This is a genomic window from Arthrobacter sp. zg-Y750 (genome assembly GCF_020907365.1).
Lineage (GTDB): Bacteria > Actinomycetota > Actinomycetes > Actinomycetales > Micrococcaceae > Arthrobacter_B.
In genome coordinates this window covers 123,435-139,627 of sequence record NZ_JAJJOC010000002.1, presented here as the reverse complement: position 1 = coordinate 139,627, position 16,193 = coordinate 123,435, and the positions used below count along the sequence as shown (strand labels likewise).

The 16,193-nt window shown below is 67.6% G+C and carries 16 protein-coding genes; 6 read left to right on the top strand and 10 right to left on the bottom strand.

The genetic code is table 11. From position 1 onward, the window contains the following. Positions 1-29 precede the first annotated feature (29 nt). The 4 genes from LOC57_RS01660 to LOC57_RS01645 form a co-directional block, all read right to left on the bottom strand. Positions 30-1,001 (bottom strand): NUDIX hydrolase, encoded by a 972-nt coding sequence (locus LOC57_RS01660; RefSeq protein WP_227912762.1) that lies wholly within the window; start codon positions 999-1,001, stop codon positions 30-32. After that, on the bottom strand, positions 1,001-3,226 hold the full coding sequence (locus tag LOC57_RS01655; RefSeq protein ID WP_227912763.1) for an RNA degradosome polyphosphate kinase: 2,226 nt from the start codon (positions 3,224-3,226) through the stop codon (positions 1,001-1,003). Before LOC57_RS01655 ends, LOC57_RS01660 begins: the two co-directional genes overlap by 1 nt. Positions 3,227-3,315: 89 nt before the next feature. Further along, positions 3,316-4,287 (bottom strand): mycothiol synthase, encoded by a 972-nt coding sequence (gene mshD / locus LOC57_RS01650; protein ID WP_227925113.1) that lies wholly within the window; start codon positions 4,285-4,287, stop codon positions 3,316-3,318. A 58-nt stretch (positions 4,288-4,345) separates the two neighbouring features. Continuing rightward, a complete protein-coding gene (locus LOC57_RS01645; RefSeq protein WP_227925111.1) occupies positions 4,346-5,050 on the bottom strand; it encodes a winged helix-turn-helix transcriptional regulator in 705 nt (234 codons plus the stop codon). A 144-nt stretch (positions 5,051-5,194) separates the two neighbouring features. Between LOC57_RS01645 and LOC57_RS01640 the strand changes: the two genes are divergently transcribed. The 4 genes from LOC57_RS01640 (at position 5,195) to LOC57_RS01625 (ending at position 8,422) form a co-directional block, all read left to right on the top strand. Beyond that, positions 5,195-5,938 carry a hypothetical protein gene (locus tag LOC57_RS01640; RefSeq protein WP_229957694.1) on the top strand — a complete coding sequence of 248 codons (744 nt, stop codon included), beginning with the start codon at positions 5,195-5,197 and terminating at the stop codon, positions 5,936-5,938. Positions 5,939-6,241: 303 nt separating this feature from the next. Next, positions 6,242-6,841 (top strand): FABP family protein, encoded by a 600-nt coding sequence (locus tag LOC57_RS01635; protein ID WP_227912767.1) that lies wholly within the window; start codon positions 6,242-6,244, stop codon positions 6,839-6,841. Between the two features lie 41 nt (positions 6,842-6,882). Continuing rightward, on the top strand, positions 6,883-7,974 hold the full coding sequence (gene ygfZ / locus LOC57_RS01630; RefSeq protein WP_227912768.1) for a CAF17-like 4Fe-4S cluster assembly/insertion protein YgfZ: 1,092 nt from the start codon (positions 6,883-6,885) through the stop codon (positions 7,972-7,974). A 46-nt stretch (positions 7,975-8,020) separates the two neighbouring features. Continuing rightward, complete coding sequence (locus LOC57_RS01625; protein ID WP_227912769.1) at positions 8,021-8,422, top strand: ankyrin repeat domain-containing protein; 402 nt, start codon at positions 8,021-8,023, stop codon at positions 8,420-8,422. 25 nt (positions 8,423-8,447) lie between these two features. On the opposite strand, the gene LOC57_RS01620 is transcribed toward LOC57_RS01625, so the two are convergent. The 5 genes from LOC57_RS01620 to LOC57_RS16415 form a co-directional block, all read right to left on the bottom strand. Continuing rightward, positions 8,448-9,164 carry a GNAT family N-acetyltransferase gene (locus tag LOC57_RS01620; RefSeq protein WP_227912770.1) on the bottom strand — a complete coding sequence of 239 codons (717 nt, stop codon included), beginning with the start codon at positions 9,162-9,164 and terminating at the stop codon, positions 8,448-8,450. A gap of 120 nt (positions 9,165-9,284) precedes the next feature. After that, positions 9,285-10,316, bottom strand: a complete 1,032-nt coding sequence (locus tag LOC57_RS01615) for a 6-phosphofructokinase (RefSeq protein WP_227912771.1) — start codon at positions 10,314-10,316, stop codon at positions 9,285-9,287. A gap of 76 nt (positions 10,317-10,392) precedes the next feature. Then, on the bottom strand, positions 10,393-10,629 hold the full coding sequence (locus LOC57_RS01610; RefSeq protein ID WP_227912772.1) for a PspC domain-containing protein: 237 nt from the start codon (positions 10,627-10,629) through the stop codon (positions 10,393-10,395). 74 nt (positions 10,630-10,703) lie between these two features. After that, entirely contained in the window at positions 10,704-11,111 is a 408-nt protein-coding gene (locus LOC57_RS01605) for a hypothetical protein (protein WP_229957693.1), read from the bottom strand. 2 nt (positions 11,112-11,113) lie between these two features. Continuing rightward, the gene (locus LOC57_RS16415) at positions 11,114-12,523 is read right to left on the bottom strand and encodes a PspC domain-containing protein (RefSeq protein WP_269440239.1); all 1,410 of its coding nucleotides are present in this window, start codon (positions 12,521-12,523) and stop codon (positions 11,114-11,116) included. A 135-nt stretch (positions 12,524-12,658) separates the two neighbouring features. Between LOC57_RS16415 and LOC57_RS01590 the strand changes: the two genes are divergently transcribed. Together LOC57_RS01590 and LOC57_RS01585 are read left to right on the top strand one after the other, a co-directional pair. Beyond that, positions 12,659-14,173, top strand: coding sequence for an ATP-binding protein (locus LOC57_RS01590; RefSeq protein ID WP_227925106.1), 1,515 nt, complete (start codon positions 12,659-12,661; stop codon positions 14,171-14,173). Next, positions 14,170-14,832: a LuxR C-terminal-related transcriptional regulator gene (locus LOC57_RS01585; RefSeq protein ID WP_227912775.1), complete on the top strand. Its 663-nt coding sequence runs from the start codon at positions 14,170-14,172 to the stop codon at positions 14,830-14,832. Before LOC57_RS01590 ends, LOC57_RS01585 begins: the two co-directional genes overlap by 4 nt. A gap of 9 nt (positions 14,833-14,841) precedes the next feature. On the opposite strand, the gene LOC57_RS01580 is transcribed toward LOC57_RS01585, so the two are convergent. Continuing rightward, complete coding sequence (locus tag LOC57_RS01580) at positions 14,842-16,065, bottom strand: pyridoxal phosphate-dependent aminotransferase (protein WP_227912776.1); 1,224 nt, start codon at positions 16,063-16,065, stop codon at positions 14,842-14,844. Positions 16,066-16,193 lie beyond the last annotated feature (128 nt).

The window sequence follows — 16,193 nt, the reverse complement described above, 5'->3', positions numbered from 1 at the left end:
GGCGGGCGCCCCCTCGCGCCGGTGAAACGTCAGTCGTCGAACGCCCGGTACTTCTCCAGGGAAACAATACGGCCTTCATCGGCACTGCTGACCTGGCAGATCACGGACTCGCCGGGCGCCAGGTACGGGTCCTTGACGGGCAGTCCGGCAGCCATCTCCTCGGGCATGTGCGCGGCCAGCACGTCAAAGACCAGCGGCAGTACCGGGCGGTGCGTGCACACGGCCGCGGACTTGGCCTTGTCGAACAGGCCTTCCACGGCGCCGCGGGCCTTGCCCGGTTTCCGCTTGGCGTTGTGCTCGGTGAGGGCGTCCACCGTCTTGAACTTGGCGCCTTCCGCCTTCACATACGGCTTGACGGTCTGCACGCAGCGGACCCAAGGGCTGGAGACCACCCGTTTGGGCCGCCAGGCCACCAGCAGCCGCGAGACGGCCATGGCCTGGCGCAGGCCGGTAGCAACCAGCGGACGGTCCCCTTCGGCCCTGGTCCAGGAGGAACGGGGCTTGGCTTTGGCATGGCGCACCACAATGAGCGGCCAGGTCAGCAGGCGCTGCTCGTCATAGGCCAGGACCAGTTCTTGCAGCGGAAGCTTGTCGGTGGGATTGGTCAGCGACTCGGCAGCTTCCTCGGGGCTGCACCAGCGGATCCCGTCCACCTCCTTGCCGTCGGGACGGGCCTTGCCTGAGTCCACGTGAGAGGCCCAGTAGTGGACAATCTTCATGCCGGAGGCCACCGGGTAGACGGTGGGCGGCAGCGGGATGCCCAAGCTGATCCGCAGGCCCACTTCCTCGCGGACCTCGCGCACGGCGCATTCGGGCGTGGTCTCGCCGTCGTCCAGCTTCCCCTTGGGCCAGGACCAGTCGTCATAGCGGGGACGGTGGATCATCAGGACCTGCAGCTTGCCTTCGCGCTCCCGCCAGCACAGGGCGCCGGCAGCAACCACCTTGACCGGCGCGTCCCCGAGGGCAGCGGCCGGCGTCGTCCGGGACTCCGTTGCTTCCATCAGCGGCGGGCCACCGAGCGCTGGCGCGAACGGGAGGCCAGCAGCCAGGACTGGACATCCTGCAGCGGGTTGCCCTCTGCATCCTTATGGTGGCGGTTCCAGATCCCTTCCGCATCCAGGTGCCAGCTGGCGGTGCCGGGGTCCATGTACCGGTCCATCAGCGCCACCAGTTCCGCAACGTCGTCCTTGGATGCCAGCTGGACCAGGGCCTCGACGCGGCGGTCCAGGTTGCGGTGCATCATGTCGGCTGAACCGATGAAGACCACCGGATCGCCTCCGTTGGCGAAGGCGAACACGCGGGAGTGCTCCAGGAAGCGGCCCAGCACGGAACGGACCGTAATGTTCTCGCTCAGCCCGGGCACGCCGGGGCGTACCGAGCAGATGCCGCGGACAATCACGTCCACCTGCACACCGGCTTGGGAAGCCCGGTAGAGGGAGTCGATGATTGCCTCGTCCACCATCGAGTTGACCTTGATGATGACACGGGCGCTGAGGCCGGCCTTCTTATTGGCGATCTCCCGTTCAATCCGGTCGATCAGTCCTGACCGGACGGAGCGCGGTGCCACCAGGAGGCGCTTGAACGTGGACTTGGGCGCGTAGCCGGACAGCTGGTTGAACAGCTTCGTAAGGTCTTCGCCCACCTGCTCATTGGCCGTCAGCAGGCCCAGGTCCTCGTAGTAGCGGGCGGTGCGCGGGTGGTAGTTGCCGGTGCCGATGTGGCAGTAGCGGCGCAGCCCGTCCACTTCCTGCCGGACCACCAGCGAAAGCTTGCAGTGGGTTTTCAACCCCACGATGCCGTACACGACGTGGACCCCGGCCTGCTCCAGCTTGCGGGCCCAGGAAATGTTGGCCTGCTCATCGAAACGTGCCTTGATTTCCACCAGCGCCAGGACCTGCTTGCCGGCCTCGGCGGCGTCGATCAGTGCGTCGACAATGGGGGAGTCCCCGGAGGTGCGGTACAGGGTCTGCTTGATGGCCTGGACGCGGGGATCCGCAGCAGCCTGCTCCAGGAAGGCCTGGGTGGAGGTGGAGAAGGAATCGTACGGGTGGTGCAGGAGGATGTCCCGGCGCCGCATGGCGGCAAAGACGTTGGCCGGCTTGGAGGTTTCGGACTCCTTCAGGTGCCGGTTGGTATGCGGTACCTGCTTCGGATAGTGCAGATCCGTCCGGTCGATGCGGCTGATCCCGGACAGCCCGCGCAGGTCCAGCGGGGCGGGCAGGACATAGACCTCGTCCGACTCCACGCCCAGCTCGCGTTCAAGCAGTTCGCGGATATTCGGGTTCATTTCCGGAGTTACTTCCAGGCGCACCGGCGGCCCGAAGCGGCGGCGGAGCAGCTCCTTTTCCAGGGCCTGCAGCAGGTTCTCGGCGTCGTCCTCTTCCACCTCGAGATCCTCGTTGCGGGTCACGCGGAAGGTGTAGTGCTCAATGACGTCCATGCCCGGGAAGAGCTGGTCCAGGTGCTGGGCAATCACGTCTTCGAGCGTAATGAAACGGGCCATCCGCCCGGCCACGTTGCCGGCGCGGGGTCCGTCCACGGAGATCAGCCGCGGCAGCTGGTCCGGAACCTTGACGCGGGCAAAGAACTCCTTGCCGCTGACCGGGTTGCGGACCACCACGGCCAGGTTCAGGGACAGCCCGGAAATATAGGGGAACGGGTGGGCCGGATCAACGGCCAGCGGCGTCAGGATCGGGAAGACCTTGGACGCGAACTGTTTGTGCAGGTTCGCCTTGGCGGCGTCGTCGAGCTCGTCCCAGCTGACCAGGTAGATCTGTTCCTCGGCGAGGGCGGGGCGGATCTGCTGAGCGAATACGTTTGCGTGGCGCTGCTGCAGGCGGTAGCCGGCGGCCACGATCTCCTCCAGCTGTTCGATGGGGCTCATCCCCGCGGCGGACGGGACGGCCAGCCCGGTGGCAATCCGGCGCTTAAGCCCGGCCACCCGGACCATGAAGAACTCGTCCAGGTTGGAGGCGAAGATGGACAGGAAGTTCACCCGCTCCAGCAGGAACAGCTCCGGGTCCTCCGCCAGCTCCAGCACGCGGGCATTGAAGTGCAGCCAGCTGATTTCCCGGTCCAGGAAGCGCGCCGGCGAGATATCCCCGCTGGGCAGCAGGGCAGGGCCGAAGTCCGGGATGTCGATGCGGTCCTGGGTGGCCCGGGGCGCCGACATGGCCTCGGCCGACCCGAAGGTCGCGCGGGGCTCGGCGGCGGTATCGAAATCCATAGTGTCTCCCTGAAGTGCTGGCGGCGGGACAGGGCAGCCGCGCCGGTGGCCGGGCGGCCCTGTCCAAATAACATTACAAGCTGCGGAATCTATGCGGGGGCGTACATGACGTCCTGGTCCCAGCGGACAAAGCCCAGCCGTTGATACAGCGCGACGGCGGCGGTATTGTCCGCGTCCACGTACAGCATCACCGCGTCCAGTCCGGCGGCATGCAGGTGCCGGATCCCGGCAATCGTGAGGGCCTTGCCCAGCCCCTTGCCCTGCGCGTCGGGGCTGACGCCCACCACGTACACCTCGCCGATGGGCGGATGGCCGCCGGCACCCGGATGCACCTTGGTCCAGTGGAAGCCCAGGATTTTTCCGTCCTGGTCCACGGCCAGGAGGAACCCGGACGGGTCGAACCAGTCCTCGGCCATCCGGGCCTGCAGATCGGCCAGGCTCATCGAACCCTGTTCAGGGTGGTGCGAGAACGCTGCGGCGTTGGCTTCAAGCCAGGGAAGTTCATCGCGGCCGGGTTCGAAGGAACGCAGTGTCACGCCCTCCGGGAACGGTGCCTCCGGCAGTGCGTCGGCCAGGGCGGAACGGCTCAGCCGCATCTTCCACAGGTCGCGGACCGGCCGGTAGCCAAACCGTGAAGCAAGCTCAACGGCGGCTTCATGGTTTCCGTGCGACCAGGCAGCGGGCCGGTTCGTGCCGGTCCGCTCGGCAACCGCCCGGGCCAGCGCAGTGCCCACACCCTGGTTGCGGTAGTTCGGGTGCACCACCAGTTCCAGGACCCCGGGGGCGCCGGGGGCTTCGGCCACCAGCACGGCAACGCCGGCCAGCCAGCGGCCGCCGCCGGTAGCTGCACCCGCGTCGTCGGCGTAGGTCGTAAAGACGGCCAGCGTGTCCGGGTCCGCGTCCGCCGAGCGCAGGTCAACGAGCGTCTGCTCGGACAGGGGAGGGTTGCCGTCGGAATCCCGGGCGGCCGCTGCCAGTTCCAGGATGTCTGCCAAGGCAGCGGGTTCCGGGGTTCCGCGTGTCTCGACGACGGGCCATGCTGTCTGCGGTTCTTCACTCATGCCGAAAGCCTAGCGCGGCCGGGGCTGTGAGCGGGCCGCACGGCGCGGGTTCGGGTGCTCAGGCATCCTGGCTGGCGGGTGCGGCGGTTTCCGTACGGGAGCGGGTGAACCGGTAGCCGACGTTGCGGACCGTGCCGATCAGCGTTTCGTGGTCCGGCCCGAGCTTGGCGCGCAGCCGGCGTACATGCACGTCCACGGTGCGGGTGCCGCCGTAGTAGTCGTAGCCCCACACCTCGTGCAGCAGCTGGTCGCGGGTGAAGACCCGCCCGGGGTGCTGTGCCAGGTACTTAAGCAGCTCGAATTCCTTGTAGGTCAGGTTCAGTGCCGTGCCGTTGACACGTGCGGTGTAGCTTGCCTCGTCAATCACGACGCCGGAGGCGGAGATCTCCGTGACGGTTTCCTCCGCGCCGCTGCCGCCCCGGGCCGACGCCAGCCGCAGCCGGGCTTCCAGCTCGGCAGGTCCTGCGGTATCCAGGATGACGTCGTCGGACAGCCAGTTGGGGGCGACGGCGGCCATGCCGCCCTCGGTCAGGATCAGGATCAGCGGGGTGCCAAGCCCCGTGGCCTTGAGCAGCTGGGTCAGGGAACGGGCTCCCACCAGGTCCTTGCGGGCATCAATGAGGATGACGTCGCTGGGCTCGGTGTCCAGGAGGGCAGTGGGCTCCGCCGGAACAACATGGACCTTGTGGTTGAGCAGCTCCAGGGCAGGCAGGACATTCACCGAGGCACCTGAACTGTTGGTCAGGAGCAGAATGTGCGACATAGGTCCTCCGAATGTTGGGCGCACACCGTTGGGCACAGATTCTTCGCCGATCCGCTTGGCTGGAAGTGATCGAAAGTATACCCATCGGCCTTTGCGGGCCTGTCGCTTTTCATCTGGACGCCGTAATAAGGCAGGATAACTAGGGTGAAACTATGGAGCTTAGCGGTGCCGGCGGCGCTTGCCATTATCGGTATCGTAAGTGCCTCCTACCTCTCGGTGCCCGCCGTGGCGCTGGTGTCCGGTGCAGCCGCCGTGCTGACCGGCCTGTGCTGGCCGCACCTGATCGGGGTGCCGGCGCGTAAGACGCAGGGCGCGGTGCTGGCCCTGGTTGGAGCCGGCGCAACCGCTGCGGCCTGCTACGCGCCCCCCGCGGCCATGCTGACCTGGCTGCCCGCCGCCGTCGCCGTCGGAGTGGGGGCAGTGTTCCTGATCCAGCTGCTGCGCGGCACCGGCCAGGCCCACCGCCTGGAATCCATTGTCGGCATCATCTCCGGTGTCCTGGTAACGGCCATGGCTTCAGGCTGGGTGGCGGCCGACAGGCTCGCCGACGCCGGCGAGGACCCGGCACTGCTGGCCGTGGCCGGCGCCGCGGCCCTGGCCGCCGTAGCGGTGTCCCTGATCCCGCTGCCGGACCGGATGGCGGCCCCCCTTGGACTGGTTGCCGGCGGACTGTGCGGCGCACTTGCCGTCCTGCTGGCAGCGGGAGTGTCCTGGCAGTGGGCTGCGTTCTCCGGCGTGGTGGTTGCCGCCGTCGTGATGGCCTTCCGCCGCCTGGTGTTATCCCGTGCGGACAAATCCACCACCGCCGGACAGCTGGCACTCGCACTGGCGCCGGTCCTGGTGCTGGGACCGGTGGTCTATTTCCTCGGACGCCTCATCGGCCTATGACCCGCAGGCCGGTGTGCACTCCCCGGGCGCAGTGCGGTTTTGTCCGGGCTGTCCCGCATGATCGAATGGCTGTACCGTCACTTCCCCGCGTTAGGATGTACCCATGACTGCACTCGAAATCTTCTTCATCGCTCTGCTGGGTCTCACCGGCCTGGGTATGGCCGGATTCGCCGGCCTGGTGGTTTCCCGCCTGTACAAGGGCCAGAAGTAGCACCGAACCGGTAATCCCGGGCCTGTAACTCCGGACCCGTCGCCTGCCGGCGTTTGCGCCGGCCCGTTAGATATCGAAGGACAGGTTCCACCATGCCAATGGAGATCCCCACCGACCTGACGCCGGAACTGGTTCCCCTCTCCTGGCTGATCGGCACCTGGGAAGGGTCCGGGAGGCTTGGCGAAGGCGAAGCCGATTCGGAGCACTTCGCCCAAAAGGTAACGTTCACCCAGAACGGCCTGCCCTACCTGCAGTACACGGCGGAAAGCTGGCTCACCGACGAGCAGGGCACCCGGCTGCGTCCGCTGGCGGTGGAGACCGGCTTCTGGTCCCTTGACCGTCCGCTGAACGACGCCGACGGCGGCCCCGGGCTGGTGCCCGCAGACATTGTTCCGGCCCTGCGCAGCGCCGACGAGGTCGAAGAGCTGCGCAACGAAAACGGCGGCTTCGACATCACCGCCACCATTGTGCATCCCGGCGGCATTGCCGAGCTGTACTACGGGCAGATCAAGGGGCCGCAGATCCAGCTGGCCACCGACCTGGTCATGCGTGGCGTGAATTCCAAGGAATACACGGCCGCCACCCGCATCTTCGGCCTGGTCAATGGAGACCTGTACTGGCGCTGGGATGTCGCCTCGGAGGGTGAAAACCTCAAAGCCCATGCCTCCGCCATCCTCAACAAGAGCTCCTGAGCCGGGGAATAGCCCCGCAAGGCAAGGACGTTGCACTTCCCATGACGTATTCCAGCCCCCTGCTTTCCCGCCACGGTGCCGTAGCGGCCGGCGGCCTCGATGCCGGCACCGCCTCCCACTACGGTGATCCGCTGCGCGAACAGCGCGCCCTGGCACGCGGCACCGCCGTCGTCGACCTCTCCTACCGCGGCGTGGTCACTGTCAGCGGGCCGGACCGGCTGAGCTGGCTGAATACCCTGTCCTCCCAGCAGGTGGGCACCCTGCAGCCCGGCGTGAGCTCGGAACTGCTGCTGCTCAGCGTCCAGGGCCGGATCGACTACGACGCCCGGATCATCGACGACGGTGAAACCGCGTGGCTGCTCGTGGAAGCAGCCGAAGCGGCCGGGCTGACCGAATGGCTGGAGCGGATGAAGTTCATGCTCCGGGTAGAGGTCACCAACGCCACGGACCAGTGGGCGGTTGCCGGCACCACGGCCGAGGTTCCGGAATGGGAGCAGTACCTGCGCTGGAGCGATCCGTGGCCGCACATCGGCAGCGGCGGCTTCGCGTACACCGCCGTCCCGGAGGATGCCCACCCGGGGCTGGAACGGCCCTGGCATGAGTACCTGATTCCGAGGGACTCCTTCGCGGAGGCCATTGACGCCTCGGGCCGCACCCTGGCCGGTTCCATGGCGTCCGAAGCCCTGCGCATTGCCGCCTGGCGTCCCCGTTTGGGCGCAGAAACCGACGATAAAACCCTCCCGCACGAGCTGGACCTGATCCGCACTGCCGTGCACCTGGCCAAGGGCTGTTACAAGGGCCAGGAAACCGTCGCCCGGGTGCACAACCTGGGCCACCCGCCGCGGCGCCTGGTGTTCCTGCAGCTGGACGGCTCGCAGCACACCATGCCGGCAGCCGGCAGTCCGGTGATGCTCGGCGAGCGGAAAGTCGGAACACTGACCTCCGTGGGCGCCCACTATGAAATGGGCCCCGTCGCCCTGGCAGTGGTGAAGCGGTCGGTCGATCCCGCCGCCCAGCTGGTGGTGGACGACGACGGCGAACTTTACGCCGCCGCGCAGGAACCCATCGTGGCCCCCGACGCCGGAGCGGTTGTCGGACGCGCCACGGGCTTCCTGAAAGCACCGCGGGTCTAGCCCGGCGCGAGCCGGCGGACAACCAAACCATCACAAGAGGAGATCCATGACCACCCCGGAACCCCGCCCGGAAATTGACGACGACATCATTGAGCTGGCCGGTATGGTCTTTGATGCTGCCCGGGCCGGTGACGCCGAAGGGATCCGCCGTTACCTCGATGCCGGGGTGCCGGTGAACCTCACGAACAGTGCCGGTGACAACCTGGTCATGCTGGCCTCCTACCACGGCCACGCTGCAGTAACAGCGCTGCTGGTGGAACGCGGAGCAGACGTAAACGCCCGCAATGACCGGGGCCAGACCCCGCTCGCCGGGGCCGCGTTCAAGGGCTACGCAGAGGTATTCCGCCTCCTGCTGGACGCCGGAGCAGATCCCGACGGCGGTTCACCCACCGCCCGTGACACGGCGGCGTTCTTTAAGCGCCAGGAGATGCTGGAACTGCTGGGCTGAGCGTCGGGACCGGTGCGGCCGCAGCCTAGGCCGAGAGGGCTACGGATGTCTTGACGCCGGCCGGGATAAAGCCGGAGCCCACCGCTGTCCGCGCGGCACCCACGTTGTCCAGCGGTGCCCGCCACTGCGGGATCAGGCCGCCGGCCATGGCATCCTCCAGGGCAACCGAGCTGATGTAGCTGCCCAGCCCCTGCAGCCGGTACGGCGGCGCCGTCAGGACACTCATGTCCGCCAGGATTCCGTCGGTAATGCTGTAGCCGGCGCCGGCCACCGGGCGCGGTTCGTCAAGGGAGTCGTCCACGAGGATAAAGAGGTCCTCTTTGCCCGCCAATCCTGCTTCGGCGACGTCGTCCGGCGGGCACAGGCGTTCCAGTGCCAGCGCGAGGTCGGGGTCATTGGCAACGGCCAGTTCCTCCAGCGGAGCCACGGTGGGGAAGGAATCGGCAAAAAAGAGCTGTTCGGCGCCCAGGGTCCGCCCGCCGTGCTCCATGGACATCTGCACCAGGCCCGAATTGCGGGTGAGTTCAAGGGCGCTCTTGCTGCGCGCACGATCAGCGGCCCACTCCGGTCCGCTGAAGACTTCGGTGCCGAACAGACGAAGGAAACACAGGGTTTGGGCGCGTTCGCTGACGCTGTAGATGCGTTCACCGCTGTCCGTCTCAGCCAGCGCGTTGTCCTCCAGCCCCAGGTGCCGGGACCAGGCAAGCTGGATAATCGCTATGGTTCCTGAATCCAGGTTCATGGGTTTCAACCTACACCGCTGCCCGGGCACCCCGGCCGGCGCCTTGCCGACCCACAGCAAATCCTCATGGAATACACAGGAACAGCTGCGGGCCGTCGAGGGTGGCGGTGCCGGTGTTTCCTAGCCGAAAAGGATGGCCGCTTCGTCGTAACGGTGCTCCGGGACGGTCTTGAGGTTCCCGAGGGCCTTCTCGAAACCGACGTGGACAATGTCCGTGCCGTGCAGCGACACCATGGTGCCCCACAGGCCCTGCACCACCGAGTCCACTGCAGCCATGCCCAGACGCGTGGCGAGGACCCTGTCGTACGCCGTCGGCACGCCGCCGCGCTGGATATGGCCCAGCACCGTCGCCCGGGTTTCGATCCCGGTCCGTGCCTCGATCTCCGGGGCGAGCAGTTCACCGATGCCGCCCAGCCGCGGCCGGCCAAAGCTGTCCAGCCCGCGTTCGGAGTGCGGGGACTCCATGTCCGTGGTGACGAAGCCTTCGGCAACTACCACCAGCGGGGCCCGGCCGCGCTCGTGGGCCTCGTTGACCCACTGGGAGATCTGGTCCAGGCTCACCGGGTGCTCAGGGATCAGGATGGCGTGGGCACCGGCGGCCATGCCGGAGTGCAGCGCAATCCAGCCGACGTGCCGGCCCATTACCTCGGCCACCATGCAGCGGTGGTGGGACTCGCCGGTGGTGCGCAGCCGGTCGCAGGCTTCCGTGGCGATCTGGACCGCGGTGTCGAAACCGAACGTGTAATCCGTGGCGTCGAGGTCGTTGTCCACGGTCTTCGGCACGCCCACAATCTGCAGCCCGGCGTCGGTCAGGCGCTGCGCGGCGGCGAGGGTTCCCTCGCCGCCGATCGCGATGATGGCGTCAATCCCCAGCCGGTCCATCGTGGCCTTGATCTTCACCGGGCCGCCGTTGGGTCCTTCGAAGGGGTTGGTGCGGGAAGTGCCGAGGATGGTTCCGCCCTGCTTGGAAATGCCGCGGACGCTGGCGCGCGGCAGATCCATGATGTCGCCGTCCACCACGCCGCGCCAGCCGTCACGGAATCCGACAAACTCGATGCCATCGTATTCCTTGATGCCCTTCAGCACGGCGCCGCGGATCACCGCGTTCAGCCCGGGGCAGTCGCCGCCGCTGGTGAGAATACCGATCTTCATGTTTTTTACCCCTGGTCTGATGGCGCCGGTGTGATGCTGCTCTAGATTCTAGCCAGCCTTCCGGCAGCATCTAAGCCTAGGCGCTCACCATGCGCTGCAGGAGGATGGTTCCGTCAGCCTTCGGCAGCAGCAGCCAGGCCACCAGATATGTGCCCAGGCCGATGAACGGGAGCAGGAAACTGAGGAGCACGCCGATCCGGACCAGGGATACATCCCAGCCGAAGGTTGCGGCGATTCCGGCGCAGACGCCGCCGGCCCATCCCTTGCGGCGTTTGATGGGGGAGGAGCGGAGGAGCTGAAAGAACTTATCCATGGATCAAGCCTGTCTGACGATGGGGAAAATGGGAAACTTTGGTGCTGGTGATGCAGACGGTGTTGCCTGTGCGGCTAGCGGGAACGGCTGCGCTGGAAGGCTGCCAGGAAGCCGCCTGCCAGCAGGGCCAGCCCCGCTCCGAGGGTAAGGCACAGCAGGAGCAGTACCGGGTCCACCCTGAGGTTCACGGTGTCCACCAGCAGCAGGAGCACAGCCAGGACGGTGAGGACCAGGCCCCACACCACCGTGCCCACCCGCATTCCCCGGCCCGGTGCCGAGCCGGATGCGGCGTCCGTTCCGCTGCCGTCGCCGTCGTTCTCCGCGTCCGTGGGGGCCGGGCCTGCGGGGGACGGTGAGCCGGGAAGCGCGCCCCCGGATTCAGGCATCAGCGGGGTCGGCCCGTACTGCCCGGGAGGCTCCGTTTCGTAGCTGCCGGCGGTGTAGGGCCGGCCGAGGTAGTCCCGCTCGTTATCCTGCTCCATGGCTAAAGATCGCTTTCTTCAGTTGTCACAAGTACATTGCCTGCCAGGCCCCGGACATCAATGGTGATGGGGTCCCCGCCGGCGTCTTGGTTGAACGTGCGCTCGGTGGTGGACTGCCACAAGCCGCTGTATTCGTGGTGGTCACCGCCGTCATTGACTTCGATGTTGCCCGCCGCCATGCCAAACCGGACGGTCACCGGCGAATCAATGGGAACCAGGAAGTTCAGGTTTCCGGCAGCCACGCTGACCGGAATATCGGTGTCCCCGGAAAGGTCGGTACCGCGCAGGTCCACAGTCCCGTTGGCGGCGACGGAGGTGTAGCCGCCGCCGGCCTGGGCCGAGTCCTGCGGTGTCCAGTCGGCATTGCTGGCGACGACGAGGTTGGCGTTGGCCAGGTTTCCCTGGGCCAGCAGGGCCGCCGCAAGGGCCACCACCGCCGCCGTGCCGGCGCCGCCGGACTGCCGGCCCAACAATCCCAGCAGGACCACACCGAGTCCAAAAACCCCCGCCGCCGCAGCCAAGGCCACGGAAACCGGGGAGCCAAGGGGAAGGATGCCGGCATAGTCCAAGCCGAGGACTGCGCCGCCGGCAAGCAGGGCTGCCCCGAAGAGGGCCGCCAGGAAGGGTCCGCCGGCGCCGGGAACCTTGGCAGCCTTGGCGGTGCAGCCGGCAGGAGCGCCGTGGCTGTCTCCGAAGCCCGCCGTGCCTGCGGGGGCCGTGCCTGCGGGGGACGGGGTTGCTGGGGCCGGGGTTTCGGGGCTGCCGGTTTTGGCCAGCGACACCGGGGCGGTACCGGAAGTGCCGGCGGCGGTAGTGCCGGCATCCGCCGCTTCCGGGCCGCCGGCAGGGGCGGATGTGCCGTGCGGCATATGGCCCTGGAAATATGCGCGGCCCTTGGGCCCGGAGAACCAGTAGATTGCTGCAATGCCGGAGCCGATCCAGAACAGCGTCCACACAACGGCACCGAACCACGAGTCGCCGCCGAGGACCGAAGCACCGGGGCCGCCCATCCCCACGATGGTAAACACGAGCGCGCCGGTCATTCCGGAGGTCCAGCTGCCGCGGAGGGCTTCTTCCACGTGGATCCTGCCGTCCGGTTCCGGAAGCAGCGCCCAGGCCAGGCCATAGGCCAGGAACCCGATCCCGAAAACCCCCAGGACCACAAACAATCCGCGTATCAGCACCGGATCCAGTCCGGTCTTCGCCGCGAGGCCGGAAGCTACGCCGCCGAACCAGCGGTCCGGACCGCGCTGCACGCCAAGGGACCGGAGCCACTGAAAGAAGCCGCTGTGTATGCCGTCCGGCCGGTGGCCTGCAGCGGAGGTTCCAGCGGAGGCGGAACCGGCCCCGGAGGGCTGCTGTTCCGAAGCGGAGGCCGGCTCATCGGCGGCAGAGGATGGGAAAGGGTTCATGACCCCAGTCTTCCCGCCGGGGGCGTTGGGAAGCATCAGGGACTACCCTGAGCGGCCCCTGAACCGCCCCTGAAGAACTTCGGAACTTGGCTCCGGGCACGGTTCCCGGGGTCCGCGCCGTGCTTTGATAGGGCCATGAGAGAACCTCTGGTGCGACCCCGCGACCGGATGATTGCCGGCGTCTGCGCCGGACTGGCAGCACACCTGGGCTGGCCGGTGAAGCTGACCCGTGCCCTCATGGCGGTGTTCTGCCTGGCCGGCGGCGGCTTCCTCTTGTACGGCTGGCTGTGGATCATGGTTCCCACCCGGGAAGAACTGGACAAGAAGGAACAGGTCCAGGCCAACCCGCGCAGTATTGCGGACAACTATGCCCGGCTCCTGCGCGACGGCGGCGGCTGGGCGGGGCCGACTGGAACCCTGGGCAAAGCCGGGCAGCGCGAAGTTGCTGCCGGGCTTGCCCTGCTGCTCGTCGCCGCTGCCTTCATCGCCCAGCGGTTGGGCGCCGACCTCAACTGGGGACTGTTCGTGCCGCTCGGCGCCATTGCAGGCGGTGCGGTGCTGGCCTGGAGCCAGCTGGATGAAAGGCGCCGCGCCGGGCTCGTGAACAGTGCCGGCGCAGACCGGACTTCCGGGCTGATCCGGTTGGCCGCAGGGCTGCTGCTGGTGGTGGCGGGAGTGCTGGTGATGGTTTCCGGAGCGGTGAGCTGGGACGTGCTGGTTGCCGGACTGCTCGCTTCCGCAGCGGTCCTGGCAGGTGTGGCACTGGTATTCACCCCGTGGGCCGTCAAGCACTGGCGGGACCTGGAAGCCGAACGTGCGGGCCGGATCCGGCAGACGGAACGCGCCGAAATTGCCGCCCATCTGCATGACTCGGTCCTGCAGACCCTGGCCCTGATCCAGAAGCGTGCCGGCTCCGAGCAGGACGTGGTCCGGCTTGCCCGCGCCCAGGAGCGGGAACTGAGGCAATGGCTCTACACCGACCGGGCCCGTGCCGAGGACCATCTGGTCCAGAGCCTGCGCCGCATTGCCGCTGAAATCGAGGATGCCTACGGCCACCCCATAGAGTTGGTGGCCGTCTCCGATGCCCGGTTGGACGAGCGCACCGAAGCGCTGGCGCAGGCCGCCCGCGCGGCGCTGCTTAACGCGGCGCAGCATGCAGGCGGCACCGTTTCCGTCTACGTCGAATGCCGGCCGGAGCAGCTTGAAGTCTTTGTCCGGGACCGCGGTCCCGGGTTTGATCCGGCAGCGGTTCCACCGGACCGGATTGGCGTGCGCGGTTCCATCATCGGCAGGATGGAGCGGGCCGGCGGCAGCGCGGGGATCCGCAGCAGCGCCGGCGGGACCGAAGTCCGGCTGGTACTTCCGCTGGACGGGAACCCGGAGCACGGTTCGGCTCCTGCCGGCAGCACTCCGGCAGGTTCAGCTCCTGCCGGCAGTCCTCTTGACGACACCGTTCCTGCCGACAGTCCTCCGGTCGACGGGGTCGCGGCGGCGGCCGCCACGAACGCTCCCGCTGCCGGTCACAAACCCGCTCCCGCTGCTCACGGTGCCTCGGCCGCACCCGCTCGGCCGGTGAGCCGGTTCAGCCCGGCCAGCCCGCTTGATTCGTTCCCCAACCAACCGTCCCGCCAGGAAGCACAACGTAAATGACGCTCCAACCGCACCTGCCGATCGACGTCGTCGTTGTTGACGACCACGCCATTTTCCGTTCCGGCCTCCGGGCCGACCTCGATGCACGGATCAACGTGGTGGCCGAAGCCGACAGCGTGGAATCGGCCATCGAGGTGATCACTGCACGGCGGCCGGCGGTTGTCCTGCTGGATGTCCACCTGCCCGGCGGCAGCGGGGGAGGCGGAGCCGAGGTCCTGGCCGGTTGTGCCGGGCTGTTGGGGGCCACCCGGTTCCTGGCGCTGAGCGTGTCCGACGCCGCGGAGGACGTGGTCACGGTGATCAGGGCCGGTGCACGCGGATACGTCACCAAGACCATTTCCGGTCCGGAGATTTCCGACGCCGTCCTGCGGGTTGCCGGCGGCGACGCCGTGTTCTCGCCCCGCCTGGCCGGGTTTGTACTGGATGCCTTCGGCACCGCGAGCGTGGCCTCGGTGGACGACGAACTGGACCGCCTCTCGGCGCGGGAGCTGGAAGTCATGCGCCTGATCGCCCGCGGCTACAGCTACAAGGAGGTAGCCCGCGAACTGTTCATTTCCGTGAAGACCGTGGAAACCCATGTCTCCTCCGTGCTGCGCAAGCTCCAGCTGTCCTCCCGGCATGAACTCACCCGCTGGGCAGCGGACCGCCGGCTGCTCTAGGCTCCCGCGCTAGCCGGCTGCCCGGCCCAGGAACTCCTGCAGCCGTGCCATGCCGGTGGCCAGGTCCTCGTCGCCCAGGGCATAAGAGAGCCGCAGGTAGCCGGAAGGACCAAAGGCCTCGCCGGGAACTACGGCCACCTCCACGGTGTCCAGGATGAGGGCGGCCAGCTCGGCCGAGGTCTGGGGGCGCACGGCGCCGTCCTTGCCCGGGAATTCACGGCCCAGCAGTCCGCGGACGTCCGCGTAGGCGTAGAAGGCGCCTTCCGGCATGGGGCATTCCACCCCGTCAATCGAGTTCAGCGCGGAAACCATGGCGCGGCGGCGCCGGTCGAAGGCCTGCTTCATCTCATCCACCGCAGCCAGCGGGCCGGAAACGGCGGCCAGGGCGGCCATCTGCGACACGTTGGAGACGTTGGAGGACAGATGGGACTGCAAATTGGTCGCAGCCTTGATGACGTCCGGCGCGGCGATCATCCAGCCCACGCGCCAGCCCGTCATGGCGTAGGTCTTGGCCACGCCGTTGAGCACAACCACCTTGTCGCCCAGTTCCGGGGCGGCAGTGGCGATGGAGGTGAAGGGAACGCCGTCGTACGTCAGGTGTTCGTAGATTTCATCCGTGATGACCCACAGGCCGTTCGCAGCTGCCCAGCGGCCAATGGCGGCAACCTCCTCCGGCGGGTAGACCGCACCGGTGGGGTTGGACGGGGAAACGAACAGCAGCACCTTCGTGGCGTCGGTGCGGGCTGCTTCGAGCTGGTCGACGGTGACCAGGTAGCCCTGCTCCGGACCTGCGAAAACCTCTACCGGGATGCCGCCGGCGAGCCGGATGGCTTCGGGATAGGTGGTCCAATAGGGCGTGGGCACCAGCACTTCGTCACCGGGGTTCAGCAGCGTGGCGAAGGACTCGTAAACGGCCTGCTTGCCGCCGTTGGTCACCAGGACCTGGGCCGGATCCACGGCATAGCCGGAGTCACGCAGGGTTTTCTCGGCAATGGCCTTCTTCAGCTCGGGGAGGCCGCCGGCGGGGGAGTAGCGGTGGAACCGGGGCTGGCGGGCTGCTTCCACGGCGGCGTCGACAATGTAGTCCGGGGTGGGGAAGTCCGGTTCGCCGGCACCGAAACCGATAACCGGGCGGCCGGCGGCCGCCAGTGCCTTGGCCTTGGCGTCCACTGCGAGTGTTGCGGACTCGGCAATGGAGGCGATGCGCTCTGAAATACGGCCGGTGGAAGACATGGGATTCCCGTCTGATGTGTGGCGGCAGCTTACGTTCGCGCCGCGTCCGGTGGTCCCGGGCGACGGCGGCGTTCCCCAGTTTATGCGGTCCGCCCGCCCGCTGCGGTGTGTGTCGCCGGCCTCCGGCG